General features: G+C 63.5%; 15 protein-coding genes and 2 pseudogenes. 8 read left to right on the forward strand and 9 right to left on the reverse strand.

From position 1 onward, the window contains the following. Positions 1-176 precede the first annotated feature (176 nt). Positions 177-530: a cupin domain-containing protein gene (locus NKI47_RS31550; protein WP_352595129.1), complete on the reverse strand. Its 354-nt coding sequence runs from the start codon at positions 528-530 to the stop codon at positions 177-179. Positions 531-983: 453 nt separating this feature from the next. On the opposite strand from NKI47_RS31550, the gene NKI47_RS31555 reads away from it, so the two are divergent. From NKI47_RS31555 to NKI47_RS31585, 7 genes and pseudogenes are all read left to right on the forward strand, one after another. Then, complete coding sequence (locus NKI47_RS31555) at positions 984-2,729, forward strand: adenylate/guanylate cyclase domain-containing protein (RefSeq protein ID WP_352595132.1); 1,746 nt, start codon at positions 984-986, stop codon at positions 2,727-2,729. Positions 2,730-2,862: 133 nt separating this feature from the next. Continuing rightward, positions 2,863-3,237 (forward strand): annotated as a pseudogene (locus tag NKI47_RS31560) (transposase); the annotation flags it as partial. A gap of 530 nt (positions 3,238-3,767) precedes the next feature. Next, a complete protein-coding gene (locus NKI47_RS31565; RefSeq protein WP_352595135.1) occupies positions 3,768-5,039 on the forward strand; it encodes an amino acid ABC transporter substrate-binding protein in 1,272 nt (423 codons plus the stop codon). 166 nt (positions 5,040-5,205) lie between these two features. Beyond that, entirely contained in the window at positions 5,206-6,078 is an 873-nt protein-coding gene (locus tag NKI47_RS31570) for a branched-chain amino acid ABC transporter permease (protein WP_023679126.1), read from the forward strand. 8 nt (positions 6,079-6,086) lie between these two features. Continuing rightward, positions 6,087-7,073: a branched-chain amino acid ABC transporter permease gene (locus NKI47_RS31575; RefSeq protein WP_352595138.1), complete on the forward strand. Its 987-nt coding sequence runs from the start codon at positions 6,087-6,089 to the stop codon at positions 7,071-7,073. Between the two features lie 2 nt (positions 7,074-7,075). Further along, positions 7,076-7,816 (forward strand): ABC transporter ATP-binding protein, encoded by a 741-nt coding sequence (locus NKI47_RS31580; protein ID WP_156937422.1) that lies wholly within the window; start codon positions 7,076-7,078, stop codon positions 7,814-7,816. Further along, positions 7,813-8,529 carry an ABC transporter ATP-binding protein gene (locus tag NKI47_RS31585; protein ID WP_352595141.1) on the forward strand — a complete coding sequence of 239 codons (717 nt, stop codon included), beginning with the start codon at positions 7,813-7,815 and terminating at the stop codon, positions 8,527-8,529. The genes NKI47_RS31580 and NKI47_RS31585 overlap by 4 nt, the downstream gene beginning before the upstream one ends. 69 nt (positions 8,530-8,598) lie before the next feature. On the opposite strand, the pseudogene NKI47_RS31590 reads toward NKI47_RS31585, so the two are convergent. Continuing rightward, a pseudogene (locus NKI47_RS31590) lies at positions 8,599-8,774 on the reverse strand (SMC-Scp complex subunit ScpB); the annotation flags it as partial. 156 nt (positions 8,775-8,930) lie between these two features. On the opposite strand from NKI47_RS31590, the gene NKI47_RS31595 reads away from it, so the two are divergent. After that, a complete protein-coding gene (locus tag NKI47_RS31595) occupies positions 8,931-10,217 on the forward strand; it encodes an ROK family protein (RefSeq protein ID WP_352595144.1) in 1,287 nt (428 codons plus the stop codon). A 16-nt stretch (positions 10,218-10,233) separates the two neighbouring features. Here NKI47_RS31595 and NKI47_RS31600 read toward each other — a convergent pair whose 3' ends face one another. The 7 genes from NKI47_RS31600 to NKI47_RS31630 all read right to left on the reverse strand — a co-directional run bounded on the left by NKI47_RS31600 (position 10,234) and on the right by NKI47_RS31630 (position 17,796). Next, positions 10,234-11,709 carry an amidase gene (locus tag NKI47_RS31600; protein ID WP_352595146.1) on the reverse strand — a complete coding sequence of 492 codons (1,476 nt, stop codon included), beginning with the start codon at positions 11,707-11,709 and terminating at the stop codon, positions 10,234-10,236. 22 nt (positions 11,710-11,731) lie between these two features. Then, a complete protein-coding gene (locus tag NKI47_RS31605; protein ID WP_352595147.1) occupies positions 11,732-12,691 on the reverse strand; it encodes a cyclase family protein in 960 nt (319 codons plus the stop codon). Further along, positions 12,688-13,467 (reverse strand): ATP-binding cassette domain-containing protein, encoded by a 780-nt coding sequence (locus tag NKI47_RS31610; RefSeq protein WP_352457238.1) that lies wholly within the window; start codon positions 13,465-13,467, stop codon positions 12,688-12,690. The genes NKI47_RS31605 and NKI47_RS31610 overlap by 4 nt, the downstream gene beginning before the upstream one ends. 3 nt (positions 13,468-13,470) lie before the next feature. After that, positions 13,471-14,526, reverse strand: coding sequence for an ABC transporter permease (locus NKI47_RS31615; RefSeq protein WP_352595150.1), 1,056 nt, complete (start codon positions 14,524-14,526; stop codon positions 13,471-13,473). Positions 14,527-14,593: 67 nt separating this feature from the next. Beyond that, positions 14,594-15,526, reverse strand: coding sequence for a sugar ABC transporter substrate-binding protein (locus NKI47_RS31620; RefSeq protein ID WP_352595153.1), 933 nt, complete (start codon positions 15,524-15,526; stop codon positions 14,594-14,596). A 219-nt stretch (positions 15,527-15,745) separates the two neighbouring features. Next, entirely contained in the window at positions 15,746-15,928 is a 183-nt protein-coding gene (locus NKI47_RS31625) for a hypothetical protein (RefSeq protein ID WP_023679139.1), read from the reverse strand. A 482-nt stretch (positions 15,929-16,410) separates the two neighbouring features. Next, entirely contained in the window at positions 16,411-17,796 is a 1,386-nt protein-coding gene (locus NKI47_RS31630) for a sensor histidine kinase (protein ID WP_352595156.1), read from the reverse strand. Positions 17,797-18,349: the final 553 nt, after the last annotated feature.

The following is an 18,349-nucleotide window of genomic DNA, read 5'->3' on the forward strand; positions in this document are numbered from 1 at the left end:
TTGCGGCTGCCTGTCGATCGACCGGTGTAGCCTTGCGAACCCTGCCGATATGGCAGGACGCAAGGGGCCGGGGCCGAGGTATTGGCTGGGGTGAGTTGGCAGCGTGCCTGTCACTATTGCAGAACTCGGCAGCGCAAGACTTCGCCAAGTGCGAGACGGTGCGGCCCCGGTAAGGTTCAGCGGCGGTATTGTTCGTCGCTGACTTTCTCCATCCGCTCGACGGCCTTGCAATCGAGTGATTCCTGAATAGCAATATGCGACATTGCCGTAGTTGGGGTCGCGCCATGCCAATACATCATGATGATCCAGGAGCAGGCGGGGCGCATCGAAGAAGCTCGTCGGACGGGGCGGCGCAGCTTGTCGCGGCGCGGCCAACGTTCACCATCACGTCCTGGTTTAGAACGCAGTTCCGTAGGGATGTCGAGCGGATGGCCGCAGACATGGCCTCGCACCGCGCGGCCGGTGTCTCGGAACAGTAGATGCCCGTCACCCGATCCGGGCTTTGGGATTTTGCGACTAAACGGCAGCAACGAGAGTCATTGTTACGCGTTCGCCAAGCGGAAGAACGCGCCACTTTCCGACCTCAGCACCTCTAAGCGCGAACGTCTGGTGTGATGCCCGATGCGCGCGTTCGTAGGGCCATCTCGCTGTTACATCGCGGTGACAAAAGCACCGCGACGGTGGCGTCAACCGGTTACCAAGGGCAGCAAATATCTCCGGCCTTCTGGGATTGGCGTGTCAGCGTCCCCAGAGGCTGCGTGGGCGTGTCGCCGGTTGGCTGTTAGCGCGGCGACTGGAACGCTCCACGCCTGGCAAGCGGGATAGCGAAATCTCGTGAAGGCAAGGTCGAGCTGCGTTTTCCGTTCTGTATCGGCGACGGGCGGCGACTGGGAGAGACGGATACCATGCACGTGGGGCGTCTGGAAGTTGGCAGGACATGGACGCGGGGCGGCCCGCGTGCAGGCGCTTGGCTGAGCGGTGCAATGACCACGCAGCGCCACCTCGCAGCGATCATGGTTTGCGACGTGGTCGGCTATTCGCGCCTGACGGAGCGCGACGAGCGCGGCACGCTCGAGCGGCTGAAGATCTACCGCAAGGACCTCCTCGAACCGCTGGTCTCTGAGCACCGGGGTCGGATCGTCAAGCTCACCGGCGACGGCATGCTGTGTGAGTTCGCGAGCGTCGTCAACGCGGTGGCCTCGGCGATGGCGATCCAGCAGGCCCTGGCAGAACACGAGGCGGAGATGCCCGAGGAAGAGCGGATTCGCTTCCGCATCGGCATCAATCTCGGCGACGTGGTCTGCGAGGAGGACGGCGACCTCTACGGCGACGGGGTCAACATCGCCGCCCGCCTCGACAGCATCGCCGACCCCGGCACCGTGGTCGTCTCAGGCACCGCCTACGACCACCTTCAGGGCAAGCTCGACTGCGGCTTCACGCCGCTCGGCGACCTGCGCCTCAAGAACATCGAGCGGCCTGTGCGCGCCTACCGCGTCGAGACCGACGCCGGTGCCTCGGTGGCTGCACCGCCTCCGCTGCCCGCGAAACCCTCGATCGCGGTTCTGCCTTTTACCAACATGAGCGGCGATCCCGATCAGGAATACTTCGCCGACGGGCTGGTGGAGGACATCATCACGGGATTGAGCCGGGTGGACTCCTTCTTCGTGATCGCGCGCAACTCGTCCTTCACCTACAAGGGCCGGGCGGTGGACCTTCGCCAGGTCGGGCGCGAGCTGGGCGTCCGCTACGTGCTCGAAGGCAGCATCCGCAGAGCAGGATCGCGGGTGCGCATCAGTGGGCAGTTGGTGGACGCGATCAGCGGACATCATGTCTGGGCCGACCGCTTCGAGGGCGACGTGAGCGATATCTTCGACCTGCAGGACAAGGTGACCGAGAGCGTCGTCGGCGCTGTCGAACCGAGCATCCGGCTGCAGGAGATCAAGCAGGCGCGCATGAAGCCGACCGACTACATCGGTGCCTACGACCTCTACCTTCGTGCGCTGCCGCGCTTCTACAGCATGACGCGCGAAGGCTTCGCCGACGTGCGCCGGCTCACCAACGAGGCGCTCAGCATCGACCCAGGCTTCACCCTGGCGAAGGCACTCGGTGCCTATATCCGCAGCCTGTCGGTGAGTCAGTGCTGGCACGAGCCCGACGATATCCGCGTCGCCGTGCGCATGGCTCGCGAGGTGCTGGCGGACGCGCGAGACGACCCGACAAGCTTGCGTTTCGCCGCGCAGGTAATCGCCTACAGCGCCAAGGATTACGAGACGGCGCTGGACACGATCGAACGGTCCCTGCTCCTTAACCCCAATTCGGCGCAGGGCCATACGGGCAGCGGCTGGGTGAACGCCCATTCCGGCCACCCCCTCGTCGCGATCGAGCACTTCCACAGGGCAATGCGGCTGAGTCCGGTCGACCCCGAGAAGGGCATCGCGCTCTCCGGCATCGGGATGAGCTACCTGATGCTCGAACGCTACGAGGAAGCGCTGGTTTGGGGAGAACGAGCGCTGCGCGAGATGCCGAATTACGGCTCCTCGCACCGGGTGGTGATCATGGCGCTGGTCAAACTCAACCGGCTGGACGAAGCGCAGGCGGCGGCGCGGCGGCTGATGGAGGCGTTCCCGACCTACACGCTCACCCTGCAGAGACAGATCAACCCGTGGCGGGACAAGGTGTTCGCCGAGCGTTACGTCGAGGCGCTGGGCATCTCCGGCGTGCCGGAGTGATCGTCGCGTTTGCAAAGGTGCCCTCTCCTGCGCGTCACGTCTGGCCAGGCGACGTCCCTTGATCCCGCGTCGCTTCTGGAAGGATAGTTCTCTGGCCGGCTTGTCGAGAACTGAGCGCGTAGAGCAGCTGTGAACAGCCGGCGCGAAGGCCGACGGACGGTTCAGCAAGCAGGACTTCGCCTATCTACCTGATCAGGATGTCTATCGCTGCCCGTCCGGAGCGTTGCTGACCTACCACTACAGCAACGTCGAGAATGGCATGACGCTGCGTCGCTACTGGTCGACCGCAGCTTGCGCGGCCTGCCCGATCAAGCGGCAATGCACGCCGTCCAAGGAGCGCCGGATCACCCGATGGGAGCGCGAGCATGTCGTGGAGGAGGTCCAGCGCCGGCTCAACGCCAATCCCGACGCCATGCGGACAAGGCGCGAGACGGTCGAGCATCCCTTCGGCACGATCAAGGCCCGCATGGGCGCCACCCACTTCCTGACGAAACGCCTCCACAACGTCCCTTGCCTGCCCATGTATGGCCATGGTTGTTCCAGCGCTTTCGCGGCGTCAGCTATCGTGTTGACTACCGTGGCGTTGCGATCAAGGTAGATTGTCGGGCCCTCCTAATCGTTGCGACAGCAGGATTTGACCTGCGGGCGCCGGGTCGCTCCATCCTGGCTTGAGCTAACCGCCACTTCCGGCGTTTCTCCTCTCGATCGCGGAGTCGAGCAGCGACGAGCTGACCTGTCCTGATGACGACTGTCCCATTTCTGCAGTTGACGGCGAGCGGCGCGGCATTGCGGAAGCGCCGGCCCGCGCTGGCATTAATCAAGCCGATGAGCAATCCGCTGGCGAGTTTGCAATAGTCATCAACATAGGGCTACCGAGCGGGAGCCATCGTCATTCCAGATGGCTTTCATCGCCGCCTGCGCCGCCGTGATCCGAGGACGGCAGCGAAATCTTCCTTATCCGCACAAAGGGCATATAGTGGTAGGAACAAGAATATGGTCGGTTTCCAAATCTCATAGCCGGGCAAAGGGAGTTGAATGATGTCCACGAACAGCAAAGGTTTTTCGCGTCGCTGGGTCCTCGGCGGCAGCGCTGTCGCCTTCGCGGCCGGTCCGTTGGGAATGCCGTTCGTGCGAACGGCACACGCGCAGGTGGCGACCTACAAGGCCGGCGTTATTACCTCGCTGTCGGGCGAGAACATCCTCGGCGGCAACCTGACCAAGCGCGGTTACGACCTGTGGGCGGAGGCGATCAATGCCAAGGGGGGCGTCGAGGTCGCCGGCGAGCGTTTCAAGGTCGACATGTTCTACGGTGACGACCAGAGCAACCCGGCGACCGGCGCCGACGCCGCCGAGCGCCTAATCGTGCAGAACGAGGTGGACGTGCTGTTCGGCCCCTACACCAGCGGCTCGACCATCGCCGTGCAGCCGATCTGCCAGAAGTATCAGGTGCCGATGATTTCCGGCTCCGCGGAATCGCCGAACGTCTGGAAGGCCAAGCCGGAATTCAACTTCGGCATCATCCCGGCCGTAGACACCACTGCCGGTAAGTCGCTGGCCGTGCTGGCGAAACTGTCCAACCCCACGGCCAAGACGATTGCGGTGATCGGGGTCAACGAGCCCTTCTCGAAGGAAACCGGCGAAGGTTTCCGCGACGGAGCCAAGGAGGCCGGGCTGGAAGTCGTCGCCTACGAATTGGTGCCCGCCTCGGGCGACCTAACCCCAGTTATCTCTAAGATCGCAGCGCTCAATCCCGACATCGTCGCCGTCGGCGGCCATGAGGAGCCGCTGATCAATGTCGTCAAGACCTCGAAGTCGCTAAACTTCCGGCCCAAGGCGCTGATAATGCACTACGGCGTCACCGACCCGGCCTTCGCCGAGGCGCTGGCCGCGGACGCCGACGGCACCTGCGGCGTCTCGGTGTGGCTGCCATCGGTTCCGTACAAGGACGACGTCTTCGGCACCGCAAGGGAGTTTGCCGAGATGGCGCAAAAGAAGTCCGGGCACGAGCCCGACTACACCGAAGCGGCCTGCGCGGCCAGCGGCCTCGTTTTCGGCGATGCCGTCAAGCGACTCGGCAAGAAGCCGGCACTAACGCCCGAAGACAGGGTGGCGCTGAAGGACGCGATCGCGGAGACAGAAATCCAGACCTTCTATGGGCCGATCAAGTTCGAGAAGGAAGGCAACCACTACCATGACAACGTCCAACCGGTTCCGGTGCTGATCCAGATTCAGGGCGGCAAGACGGTGGCGGTGGGCCCGAAAGAGGCCGCGTCGGCAAACCTCACCTACCCGCTGCCGGCCTGGAAATAAGCGGCTTCGGACAGGGGGTGGGCAGCCTCATCGCCATCACCCTTTCTGGGGGAACGACGACGGTTGCGCGTGCTCAGAAAATAACGGACCATGCCATAGAGTGCGGCCGCCTTGCCGCGGCACCCCGCGTTTTTTTGGTTTGGCTGACTGACGGATGGTTCCCGCCTTGGATCTTTTCCTACAGACCTTGCTGAACGGCCTTCTGATCGGCGGCGTCATCGCCACCTTTACGATCGGATTCCAGCTCGCTTTCGGCGTGCTGCACGTCATCGATTTCGCTGTGGGCGGCTGGGTCGTACTGGGTGGCTATCTCGGCTACTACATGGCCGCCGGACTGGGCGTAGACGGATTCCTGGCGATCCCCGTGGCATTCGTGCTGTTCGGCGCCATTGGCTATCTGATTGGGCCGATCCTCTACAATGTCCGCAACAGCCGCACGGCTCGGCCGGAATTGATGGCGCTGGCGCTGACCTTCGGCCTGTTCACGCTGCTACGCGGCGGCATGCTGACCGCGTGGGGCTTCAATACCCACAGCGTTCCGACGGCGTTGAGCGGCGAGAGCCTTGCCGTCGGGCCGGTGACGGTGCCGCTGATCCGCGTGGCGGCGGCGGTGTTCGCCATCGCCATCGCCGGCGGGCTGTTCCTGTTCCTCTACCGCACCCGCTATGGGTTGGCGATCCGAGCGACGGCCGAAAACCGGCAGAACGCTGCGCTTATGGGCGTCAACATTCGCCGCCTCAGCGCCAATGTGTACGGGCTCTACGCAGGCATCACCGCCATGGCTGGCGTGCTGATGGGTGCAATTTTTTCAGTCAATCCGGAGGTCGGCCTGCGCTATACGCTGTTCGCGTTCTTCGTGGCTGTGCTTGCCGGGTTGGGCTCCGTCGGCGGTGCCCTTGTCGCCGCCTTGCTGCTCGGCGTCATCGAAGCCTTCGTCGCGACCTATGTCGGGTCGAGCTATTCGCTGCTGGCGATCTTCGCCACGCTGTTCCTCGTCCTGCTCCTGTCCCCGAGCGGGATCCTGCGACACGGCCTGTGAGGCCGGACATGAAGCAACGCCGGACCGGCCTCCTCCTGCTGATTGGGGTGATCATTGTGCTGGCGCTCCTGCCGATGCTGGTCAACAACTACTGGCTGCGCATCGCCACCGGCGCGCTGATGTGGGCGGGGCTGGCCTGCTCCTGGAACATGCTCGGCGGCTATGCCGGCTACATCAATTTCGGCCATTCGGCTTTCTTCGGGCTCGGCGCCTATGTCACGGCGCTGCTGATGGGCGACAAACTCGCCTGGCCCTTCTTTGCCACCGTCCCGGCCGGTATCGTGGTGACGGCGCTGTTTGCCATCATGATCGGCGCGCCGACACTTCGCCTGCGCGGCGCCTATTTCGCTATAGCCACCTGGGCCTTCGCCGAGGTGCTCATCCAGTTCACCTCGGTGATGGACTTTACCGGCGGCATTGGCGGAATTGGGCTGCCGCCCTTTCTCGACGAGCGCTTCTTCTACTTCGCCATGTTCGGCGCGGCTGCGCTGACCTACCTTATCACCTGGGCGCTGTTCGAGCGGTCGCGTTTCGGGCTGAAGGTCAAGGCGCTGCGCGACCACGAGCCGGCTGCCGAGGCAATCGGTATCAACACGTCGCTGGTCAAGCTGCAAACCTTCGTACTCAGCGCCGTTACCGCTTCGGTGTTCGGCGCGATCTTCGCCTACTGGGTCACCTTCATCAATCCGAAAAGCGTCTTCGGCGGCGACATCACCGACCAGATGGTGGTAATGGTGCTGCTGGGCGGGTTAGGCAGCCTGTGGGGGCCGGCACTGGGCGGTGTAGGGCTGTTCGTCGTCAACCGCGTGATCTGGATGTACTGGGGCGACACCGCCTTCTACATCGCCATATTGGGCGCGGCCATCGTGTTGGTGGTGGTGTTCATGCCGAACGGCATCGCCGGTCTGTTTTCGCGGCACGGGGCCAAGTCCGGCGCCGTGCTGGACAAGGCGGTCGGCAAGGTTGTCGGCGACGGCCATGGAGGGCCCAATTGAGCGTGGTCGAGGGCAAAACGGCCGGGGCCGGCGACCCTATCCTCGTCGTGCGCGAACTCTACCGCCATTTCGGCGGCATCAAGGCTGTTAACGGTGTGTCTCTGGAGGTCGGTCGGCGCGAGATCGCCGGCCTGATTGGGCCCAACGGGTCCGGCAAGTCGACTCTGTTCAGCCTGGTGTCGGGCACGGTGGCGCCGGATCGTGGCCAGATCCGCTTCGACGGTCACGAAATTGGCGGCCGAAAGGCTCACGCGATCGCGCGGCTGGGGCTTGCGCGCACCTTCCAGATTCCGGCCATGTTCGACAATATGAGCGTCACCGAAAACCTGCTAGCGGCAGCGGCCGAGGGCCATTGGCAGGGCGCCCGTGATCGGGCAGCCGAAACGCTGGCGCTGCTCACGCTGGACCATGTCGCCGACAATCGCGCTTCGGACCTTTCGGGCGGCCAGCAGAAGCTGCTGGAGTTCGGGCGCGTCATCATGCGACAGGCCACGCTCATTTTGCTCGACGAGGTGACGGCGGGGGTGCATCCCAACATCCGCAAGATCATCCTAGAGGCCATCGCGCGGCTGCGCGAACACGGCATCACCTTCCTGGTCATCGAGCACGACATGGAGATGGTACGCAACGTGTGCGATCGCATCATCGTCATGGATGCAGGGCGCGTCGTGGCCAGCGGCTCTTTTAACGACATCGTTCGCAATTCGGAAGTTATGCAGACCTATCTGGGGCGGCCGCAATGAGCACCACCCTCACCGCCGAAAACATCGTCACCGGCTACGGCAAGCAGGAGATCGTCCATGGCGTTTCACTAAGCGCGGAGGCTGGTAAGATCACCTGCATCTTCGGACCGAACGGCTGTGGCAAGTCGACCCTGCTCAAGGCGATTGCCGGCGCCCTGCCGGTGTGGAGCGGCACGGCCAGCCTGGGCGATGCAACGCTCTCCAACCTTGCCGTCCATGAGGTGGTGCGCCAGGGGCTGGTGCTGATGCCGCAGGGCGGCGGTGTGTTTCCGCGCCTCACAGTGATAGAGAATTTGCGCATGGGGGGCTACGCCATCGCGGACAGCCGGCTAGTCGAACAGCGCATCGAGGCGGTGATCGAGCAATATCCTTCTTTGGCGCGGCGACGGCGAACCGCGGCCGGTTCGCTTTCTGGCGGCGAGCAGGCAATGCTTGGGCTGGGGCGAGCGCTGGTCTCGGAACCGCGCTTCATTCTGCTCGACGAGCCTTCCGCCGGATTATCGCCGGCCATGGTCATCGAGACGCTCGAGCGCATTGGCAGCCTCACCGCGCACGGCATCGGCATCGTGATGGTGGAGCAGAATATCCGTGAGGCGATGCCGATGGCAGACAAGCTTTACATCCTGGCGGCCGGCGAAAGGCGCTTCGAGGGAAAGCCTCAGGATGTGCGCGACGATCGGCAGATCATGGATATTTATATGGGTGGAGCGTGAGAGGGCATTTGCAGTTCGGTCGGTCCTGGACGTGAGATTGCCGAGAGTCGAAGAGAGAAGCCTGTCTGCTCATGGCATCTCGCCTTCAGCGACGATGTCCACCTCATCATCACGCTCCCCGCTCGTCTGGCCAACCGGAATATCGCCGGCGAGCAGCTTGTCTTTGGCAGCAGGCCAGCGTCCTCGAGTGCCTCGAAATCCGGCAGGTCGCGCAACGTGTCAAAGCCGAAGTGGGTCAGGAACTTATTGTGACACCAATTAGTCAGGAGACGCCGAGCTGGCGTGTCTTTGAACATTTGCGACGCATCTTGTCCTGGCAATGCACGAGTTTGTTGCCTGCTCGCACAAAGTGCTCGAAACCGGTAAGGTCCTGGGTTAGAAGAGCTGGCAGGATGCCCCTTATGAAAAACCCGACGATGGACGATACCGACGATGGGCGCCCGAATGGCGGACGCAGCGCTCTGTTCACGCCGCCCGGCGATGCGTCCGGCGCGGAGCGGGTTTCGCGCCGGCGCAAGGCGCTGCTGTCGTCCTCGATGGTCGGCTCGACCAATCGCGGCCGTGTGCTGCAGGCCCTGTTCGATCTTGGGCCGACGAGCAGGGCTGAACTGGCCCGCCTGGCCGGGGTCAACCGCACCACCATTTCCGGAATCGTGCAGCCGCTGATCGACGATCAGGTGCTGGTCGAGAGCGACCCGGTTCCTCCCAGTCCGGGCGGCGGCAAGCCGGCCCGGCCGCTGTGGTTCTCGCCCAATGCCCGTCCGATCTGCGGTGTGCTGCTGATGCCGGATGCCGTGCATGCCTGCGTGGCGACGCTCGACGGCAAGATCGAATCGGAACGCAAGATGGCCCTGCCGGACGGCAGGGGGCCGGTCCGGCCAATCATCGAGTCGATCGCTGAATGCGTCGGCGACACTCTCTCCAGGGCGCGGCGCATGCCTCTCGGGATCGGTGTTGGCGTCGGCGGCATGGTTGACACCGATCGCGGGTCGATCGTCGCTGTCAATCTCGCGCCGGCGCTCGACCGCTACCCGCTCGCCGACGATCTCGGGCGACGCTTCGGCCTGCCGGTCAAGCTCGACCATCATCCGCGCGCCTTGCTGGTCGGCGACCGCTGGTTCGGCGCCGGGCGCGGCGTCAGGCAATTCGCGGTCGTCTACACGGGCGAGGTGCTGGGCGGCGCACTCTATTTCGACGGGCACCTCTATCGTGGCACGGCAGGCGCAGGCGGCGAACTCGGACACACTTTCGTGCAGCTCGACGGCGAGCCCTGCCGCTGTGGCAGGCGCGGCTGCTGGGACACCATTGCCACCTTGAGCTGGCTCCGGCGGGAGGCCGCCCGCACGGCTCTGCCAGAGCCAGACCTGATCGACTCGGCCCGCCTCGTCGACATGGCGGCGCGGCGGCTGCCGGGAGCGGCTGAGCTGCTCGACCGCTATGCCCGCAACGTCGCCGTCGGCATCGCCAATCTGCAGCAGACGGTGGCGCCCAACATTTTCATCATGCATGGCGATGTCGTGCTCGGCGGCGATTGCCTGCTCGGCGCAATCGCGGAGCATGTCCGCGCCATGGTTCCGTCACGACCCGGCGGCGCGATCGAATTCATTGCCGGCGATGCAGGTGACCGGGCCGCCCTCCTAGGCGCAGCCGGTCTGGTGATTTCCGAGCTGCTGCAGCTTCCGATCTAGGTATTCCGACACCCAACTATCCAGCGAGCCCCGGATAGCTTTGGAACCAGGGCTGCATACGTTCGAACTGAGCCGCCATCGCCAGAACGGTTTCGTCGGCGTGCCGCCGCCCGATGATCTGCAGGCCGACCGGCAGGCCCTGCGCCGTCAGGCCGGCCGGAACCGAAATCGCCGGATGGCCGGTATAGTTGATCGGATAGGTCATGCACCAGCCGATCAGCGGATCGACCGCCTCGCCATTGATCGATGTCGGCCCGATCGTGTTGCCGTCGGGGGCATTCTTGACGGGCGGAACGGCCAGCGTCGGCGAGACGATCAGGTCATGGGTTTCGAATACATCCTCGAGGCCGTCAAGGACGCCGGTGCGCAAAAGATCGTCGAGCGCATGGTCGACGGCGGACACCTTGTAGGCGCCCTCCAGCATGGCGAGGAACTGCGGGGTGAGCACCTTGGCGTGCTTGCCCATTAGGTCGATGCCCTCCTGTTTCCAGTACACGGCGATGGCAGCATAGTGGATCGAGATCGTGCGCACCCAAAGCGCAGCCAGTTCCTTGTGATCGGCCCTGAAATCGAGCTCGACCTCATCAACCTCAATGCCATGTGCTCGCATGACATCGACTGCCCGGGCAACGACGGTGGCGACCCCGGCTTCGACCGGAAAATTGCCCAGTCGCGGGCTGTAGGCCACGCGCAGTTTCGGCGTCCGCCCGGCAACGGCGCCGACATAGTCAACGCCGTGATCCGGCAGGCAGAACGGGTCGCGGTTGTGAGGCCCGGCCATGATCTTGGTCATCAGCGCGGCGTCCGCAACGGTGCGGGTCAGCGGTCCGATATGGACCAGAGGATGTCCCCACAAGAAGGCGTCGGGGCGAGTCACCGAAGGAATGCGGCCGAAAGAGGGCTTGAAGCCGACGGTGCCGCTGAACGAGGCGGGGATGCGGACCGAACCGCCGCCGTCCGTGCCTTGCGCCAGGGCCGCCATGCCGTCGCCGACCGCTGCCGCACTGCCGCCGGACGAGCCGCCGGAATTGTAGCCGATCGCGAAGGGCGTGCTGGTCGGCCCGAAGCGCAGATTGTCGGTGATACCTTTATGGCCGAACTCCGGCGTGTTGGTCTTGCCGAGCACGATGGCGCCTGCGTCGAGCAGGCGCTCGACCGCCACAGCACTTGTTTTGGGCACCCGGTCGTGCACCGCCCACGACCCCATCGAGGTCGGCACGCCGGCCATATCGTCGAGGTCCTTGATGCCGACGGGGACGCCATGCAGCGGTCCAAGCGAACCGCCTGCCATCACGGCCTTTTCGGCGGCCCGCGCAGCTTCCATCGCCTGGTCGCCGAGAACCAGCGTATAGGCGTTGACCACCGGGTTGCGCGCCTCGATGCGGCGCAGATAGGCCTCGGTTACTTCAACCGGCGACAGGTCGCGGCGCCGGATGCGCTGGGCCAGTTCCGTGGCCGGCAGGAAACAGATCTGGTCGTCTGCAGAAGTCATAAGCCGTTCCACCTTGTTGGTGCTATTTGATGAACACTGGATTTGCCGCGCCGCCGGTGCCCTTGCTCACTTTGACCGGACTGGCGCAGTAGAAGCCTTCGTAGCGGCGGTCCGAGGCACAGTCGGCGGCCAGCAGGTCGAGCGATGCCATTTCGGTGAACGCCACGCCCAGATTGCGCATCAGCGCGGCGTGCAGCACCAGCATCAACCCGGTCTCGGGCTCGTAGGTTGTCTCGTTGGCCAGTGTGTCGGTAACCAGACAGGGGATCTGCATCTGGTCGAACCAGCGCACGAGGTCGAGGCTGAAGGTCAGTCCGGGTTCCCAATATCCATCGCCGACGCGCTGGCTTCCCGCCGCCAGTGCGCCGACCCAGCCGGTGCGAACGAGAAGGATGCTGCGCGGCAGGATATCGACCGCTTGGGCCCGGGCGCATTCCATGAGGTCGCGATGCGTGAATGTTTCAGCGCGCTCAAGGGCCGGTTTGCCGCGGAACCGGGCGATGTCGAGCAGCACGCCGCGTCCGACGATCCCGCGCTCCGCGATCGGCATGATGCTGGCCTTGGTCATGCCGCCATTGGTACTGCTTGCCGCGAAGCCGTTCCAAAGCGTGTCGTCGAACCACATGTGGCCGAGCGCGTCGCAATGCGTGCCGGCCTGTGCGAAGCTGGTGATATAGTCGTCTGCGAATTCGAGGCCGCCGGCAAGCGGTTGCCAGTGACCGTTCTCGAAGCCGGCCTTGTCGGCGACCATGAAATGCTTCGCCGGCCAGCGGCCGGGAAAGACGGCATCGCCCTCAGAAGTCCCGACCGGCACGCCGAGGGTGAAGGTGCGGCCGTCCCGCACCGACGCCAGGCCCCGCTTGACCTCGTCGGCGGTCAGATAGTTGAGCGCTCCGATCTCGTCGTCGGCACCCCAATGCCCCCAGCGGCTCGGCGCATTGCCCAGCAGCCGGCGCAGCGTCATCGTTTCAGCCGCGCTCATGCTTCCGCCTGCGCGGTCGCCGGCTGCCTGGCGCCGGTGATATAAGCGACGACATCCTCCATGTTGGTGCCGGAACTTGCGAGATCGGCGACCTTGCGGCCCCTGCGCATCACCACCACGCGGTTGCACACCTGCCAGAGATGATCGAGATTGTGGGTGACCATGACGATCGTCAGCCCCTGGGCGCCGAGTCGTTTGATGAGGTCGAGCACCTCACGGGATTCGCGCACGCCGAGCGCCGCGGTGGGCTCGTCGAGCAGCAGCAGCTTGTGGCCCCAAAAGGCACCGCGCGCGATCGCCACCAATTGGCGCTGGCCGCCGGACATGCGATCCACCGGTTTGCTGCGCACCCCGGGGATCTCGATGTGCAGTTCCTCGAGGCCGCGCATCGCGATGTCGCCCATCGATTTGCGGCGGATCCAGCGCAGCAGCGCCGGGCCGCGGCCAAGCGCAATCTCGCGGCCGAGAAAGAAGTTTTCGGCGGCAGTGAACGTGCCGATCAGCGACAGGTCCTGATAGACCGTCTCGATGCCGAGGCGTTGCGCTTCGGACGGCGGCGACAACTTTTGCGGCCGCCCTTCGAGGATCACGTCGCCGGAAGTTGGGTCATGCGCGCCGGCCAGGATTTTGATCAGCGTCGACTTGCCGGCACCATTGTCGCCAACGAGGCCGAGTATGTCGCCCCTGGCGATGTCCAGCGAAACGTCATCGAGTGCCTGGATGCCGCCGAAGCTGCGGCAGATCCGGCGCAGGCTGAGCAGCATCTTCTGCGCCATGGCCTATCCCCTCGCATAGCGGCGGCCAATACCGCCGAGCGCTACGGCGACGACGAGAAGGCAGCCGGTGAACAGGAACTGCGTGAAGATCGGCGCGCCGATCATGGCCAGCCCATTGTTGCCGACGGCGACCGTCAGCACGCCGATCAAGGTGCCGAGGATATGGAACTGACCCTCTCGCAGCGCCGCCGAACCGAGGAAGGCGGCCGAAAACGACGTCAGCATGAAGCTGTCACCCGCCGTCACCTGGCCGGAGCCGAGATTGGAGGCCATCAGCACGCCACCGATAGCAGCACAGGTGCTGGCGATGGCGAAGGCAACGATGCGGCTGCGATCGACGGCGACGCCGGCGCGGCGCGCTGATTCCGGGCTGACGCCGATGGCCTTGATGTGTTGGCCCTGCACTGTTCGGTTGAGGATCACCCACAGCAGCGCAAGCACGACGGCCATGATGATGACGAGGTGCGGCACTCCGGCAATCCGGCCGATCGCGATACTGGTGAATTCGCGCGACTGGGTGAGCTGCAGCGGAATTCCGCCCGAATAGGCGTAGTTCAGCCCGACGATGATGGTGCCCGTGCCAAGCGTGGCAATGAAGGCGTTCACCCCGATCTTCGAAACGACAATGCCGTTGACAATGCCGATGACCGTTCCGAGGCCGACGACAAGGAAGATGGCGGGTAGGATCGGCAAGCCACTGCTGCTCAACAGCCCGACCACGAGAAGCCCGCAGAAACTCGCGACATAGCCGATACTGAGGTCGAAATCACCGGCGACGAGGGGCACGGTGAGGCCGGCCGCGACAATGGTGCCGATCGCCATGTCGTTTACGATGTTGCGAAAATTGCCGATGGTTGCGAAGGTCCCCGGCTCCAGCACCGAGAAGATCCCCAGCATCGACGCCAGCACGATGATGGTGCCGTAGGTTCCAAGCAGGCGCATGAGCAACGCGCGCCGCTGTCGGGCATTGGGCGAGGCATAGCCGGTCTGCGTTGACGGCAGGACGCGGGGCGCCTCTGCCGGAGCGTGGGTTTCGGGCAGGAAATGATCAGCGGACATAGCGGCTCTCATGACAGCACTCCGGCCCGGCCAGGCAAGTCCGGCCCAGACCCACAATCAGGAGAGCTTACTGCGGATTGTCCTTGATGAACTTGTCGACGTTCTCTTTGGTGACGAGCGTATAGCCTGGCACGAAGGATTTGGGCTTCCACTGGTCGCCGGCTGCCAGGATGTCGGGAATCTGATCAACTAGCATTTTGCCTGCCGAAGTCAGATCGACACCGAGCGTGGCGGTCATCGTCCCGTCCTTGACAGCCTGGACAGCGGGCGCCGTGGCGTTGAACGAATAGACCTTCACGTCGCTGCGGCCGTTCTGCTTCAGCGCCGCGATCGCGCCCATAGCGTTGTCGTCATAGCAGTTGAAGATGGCGAACGGCCCCTTGGCGTTGGCATTGGCTGCAAGCCAGGCGCTGGTCGCGGCCTGCGACGATTCGGCAGCACCCGGGATGCTGATCTCGTGCGAGGTCGCCTTGAGCCCCGGATTTGCCTTGACGGCCGTATCGAAGGCGTCGGCTCGTTCGCGGCACGGAATGCCGGGATGGTAGGTGAGGTCGAGTACAGTTCCGGACTTGCCGATGTCCTTCAGCATCAAGTCCATCAGCGGTTGCGCAGCACCGGTACTTGCAGATAGCGCGATCCCGTCTGCCATGCCGCCGCCGGCCGAAAGCACGGGGATCTTTGCGTCCGCCGCCGCCTGGAGCCCGGCCGCCAGGCCCGTCGAATCGAAGACCGTGACGATGATGGCGTCCACCTTCTTGGTTGCCAGCTGCTTGATGCTGGTGATCGCTTGCGAAGGATCGCCATTGGCATTGAGCGTTTCCACCGACCAGCCCTTAGACTTGGCTTCCTGGCTCATCGTGTCGACCATCTGGTTTGTGTCGACGTCGGATGTCGAGAAGGTGACGATGCCGATCGTCAGCTTGTCATTCGTGGCGAGGGCGGTCGACGTGAAGGATGCTGCGACGAGCGCTGCGGTCGAGAGTTTCTGAAAGCGGTTCACTGTGCGTATCCCCTGTTGACCGAGTGTTCCGGCTCACGTCCAGACCGCGCAGCAGCCCAGCTTGGGCGCCATCTACAGGTCGTCACAGTCAGTCTGTTTGTTCGTGCGAGCCACGTACTAACTATAGGCACAAGCTCTTATGCCGCGCAACGGCTAATTTCAACCGGCTTTGGTCACTCGAGGTTCAATCGCTGTGGGGCTCTTGGGGCAAGCGCGCGGCTAGGCCGCCTTCTTGATCTCCGCGACCTGAACGCCCAGTCGGAACGCCTGACCGTCTGCGAACGAACGCGCGTAGCTCTCAGATGTAAAAGGGACCGTGGTGGTGGTGCCGTTGACCGTCACGCGAACCGACCACTCTTTGTCCCTAATGATTTCAACGGCATGTTGCTCATGCGCAGCCATGCATTCCTCCCAGAATCTTCCGTTGAGGATGGGAGGATAGCGTCGTAAAACTGGTTTGCATGCAAATAATCCGACACCGCGACGTCGAAATGTCGAAACACGCACAGCTAGGCTTAAGTCGATGGCCTCGCCTTGAGCTGTTCGAGGTGTTCCTTGGCGAGGTTGAAAGTGCGGTGGCAGTCTCTTCAGCCTCCGCCCGGAAGCGGACATCGCGGGTGACAATGCTGGAGGTCATGTTGCGCGCCATTTGCTGACCTTCATGGCATCTACAAACCTGCCGTTCGCGCTATGACTTGATGCGACCTCCCATGGCCCGAAACGACCGCTGCCCAGGGTTCCGCAGTCATTCCTCCCATCGCCCCCGGCGGAACCCGTTCGATCCAGACCGGTTGCTATGCCAGCATGCAGAACCGCGGCCTGACACCATCATGTGGATATGGGATTTGGCGCAGTCCTCGCAGCCTCGACATGTCCGCGCGGTATTAGAGCTGGAACTCAGCCGAAAATTCAGCTCCATCAGGATGCAGCGTAAGCCGGGAGCTGCCCTTCAGGGTGTGGCGGAACGCTGCCTCCAGGACGCGGGAGCCGTAGCCGGTGCGGCCGGCGCTGGTTATGATCGGGCAACGTTCCCGCCAGCGAAACATTACACGCGTCGCGCCCCCTTCGCCCGCCTGCACCGTCCATTGAATGTCAACTCGCCCCTCAGGCGAAGCAAACGCGCCATGCTTGACTGCGTTGGTGGTGAGTTCGTGAACGGCCATTGCGAATGCCTGGACCGCATCTTGCGGTAGCGCGATTGCGGGGCCGTCGAGATTGAAATTCCCACCTTCCCGTCCGCCATGCGCCTGCAGCTCCAGCCGCAGAATCTCGGACATATCAACACTTCCCCTCGGCGCGCGCACCAACAGATCCTGCGTGCGTGCCATGGCACCGAGCCTGCTCTCGAAGGCTCGGCCGAATTCCTCAAGCGAACCGCTGTCGCGCAGCGTTCGTCTTACCAGCGCATCGACTGTGGTGAGGACGTTCTTTATCCGGTGATGGAGCTCGCCAACCTGCGTTTCCCGCTCCTTCTCCATGCGGCGCTGCTCGGTGACGTCGCGGATCGCCAGCAGTATGAGGTCGAGGTGGTCGAGGCGTCGCCCGTTGAGGAGCATGACGCGGCGGCCGACGTGCTCAAAATCATGCTCCACTTCCACATCATCGAAGGCGTTGTTGTTGGGCAGGACGTTCTCAAGCAGCTCTCTCAGACGCGGGATGTCCCATTGCCGATTGCCGAGCTCGTAGATCAGCCGCCCCTTAGTGTCGTCAGGAGACACCTGGAAGGCGTCATAGAAGGGCCGGTTGGCGCGAACCACCTTCAGGTCCCAATCGAGCACCAGGAGCGCCTCCCGGGTACTGTCAATCAGCTTTTCCCCGAACTCGACGTAGCCTTCGAGTTCGAACCGGGCCTGTTCGGTCTCGGTGCGATCTGAGATGACCAAAAGGATCAGTTCAGGGCGGTCGCCCTCGGGCGGCAGCCGCCTCGCGTTCAGGATCATGATCCTTTTGCCGATCTCCGGGAACTTATGCTCTAGCCGGTAGTGCTCCACTACCGACTGCTGCGGCAGGATCTCTTCCAGGAGCCGACGGAGCTCGGGGATATTCCACTGGCCATTGCCGATTTCGTAGAGCAGGCGCCCGCGGGTCTCTTCGGTGTCGACCTTGAACAGCGTATAGAACGCCGAATTGGCTTCCTCGACCGTAAGGTCGTCTCTTAGGACCAGCAGCGGCTGATCCATGGTCTGCAGGATCGCTTCGGCAAGGCCAGTTGAACCGAGATTGTACAACCGGGGTGGCCTGCTTTCCCCTGAGGATTTTTGGTTGCCCATTCGTTACAATGAACAGCAGATTGAGCTAGAGTCCAGTTGGTAGCTCCTTGTGAGCCCCACTTGATCGGAAACAGAAGGAATGGCCTCTTTCTAACGTCAACCGGTCTGCGGCGCGCGCAGCCAGAAAGTCGGCTCGCCGCCCAACCGCGACGAAGAACGCTCCGCGGCTGTACGGCAGAACGAATCCTTCGGCCGGCTCGGTCGCGCCATGCGCGGACGTCTGCAGTGGACTCACTGAAGATCGCGATCCGGCCTCTTCTCGGATGTTTGTCCAGCAAGATCAGGCGAATTGATGATCCATTTCCTGACAGCGATCCCATGAGAATGTCGTGATCAAAAGCTACCAGGAACGGGATCAACATTGGTTGGATCGGGTGGGCCGCGATGTTGGACGTGCACTGCGGATTTCGGGCGGAATACACGTTTTGCTGCGCCCAAGTGATTCCTTGATCCGTTTCCAACGAGGTTCCCCTGCCGCTGGTTTCCGACCGATCAGGCTGGCCGCGGTTTGTAAAAGCGGCACCAGCCATCAGGGCTGATTTCGCCCGCAACG

The organism is Mesorhizobium sp. M0633 (genome assembly GCF_040320645.1).
GTDB lineage: Bacteria > Pseudomonadota > Alphaproteobacteria > Rhizobiales > Rhizobiaceae > Mesorhizobium.

Coding starts and splice junctions, on each gene's coding strand:
- NKI47_RS31555 (WP_352595132.1), top strand. CDS start 984: ATGACCACGCAGCGCCACCTCGCAGCGATCATGGTTTGCGACGTGGTC.
- NKI47_RS31565 (WP_352595135.1), top strand. CDS start 3,768: ATGTCCACGAACAGCAAAGGTTTTTCGCGTCGCTGGGTCCTCGGCGGC.
- NKI47_RS31575 (WP_352595138.1), top strand. CDS start 6,087: ATGAAGCAACGCCGGACCGGCCTCCTCCTGCTGATTGGGGTGATCATT.
- NKI47_RS31585 (WP_352595141.1), top strand. CDS start 7,813: ATGAGCACCACCCTCACCGCCGAAAACATCGTCACCGGCTACGGCAAG.
- NKI47_RS31595 (WP_352595144.1), top strand. CDS start 8,931: ATGAAAAACCCGACGATGGACGATACCGACGATGGGCGCCCGAATGGC.
- NKI47_RS31600 (WP_352595146.1), bottom strand. CDS start 11,709: ATGACTTCTGCAGACGACCAGATCTGTTTCCTGCCGGCCACGGAACTG.
- NKI47_RS31605 (WP_352595147.1), bottom strand. CDS start 12,691: ATGAGCGCGGCTGAAACGATGACGCTGCGCCGGCTGCTGGGCAATGCG.
- NKI47_RS31610 (WP_352457238.1), bottom strand. CDS start 13,467: ATGGCGCAGAAGATGCTGCTCAGCCTGCGCCGGATCTGCCGCAGCTTC.
- NKI47_RS31615 (WP_352595150.1), bottom strand. CDS start 14,526: ATGTCCGCTGATCATTTCCTGCCCGAAACCCACGCTCCGGCAGAGGCG.
- NKI47_RS31625 (WP_023679139.1), bottom strand. CDS start 15,928: ATGGCTGCGCATGAGCAACATGCCGTTGAAATCATTAGGGACAAAGAG.
- NKI47_RS31630 (WP_352595156.1), bottom strand. CDS start 17,796: ATGGGCAACCAAAAATCCTCAGGGGAAAGCAGGCCACCCCGGTTGTAC.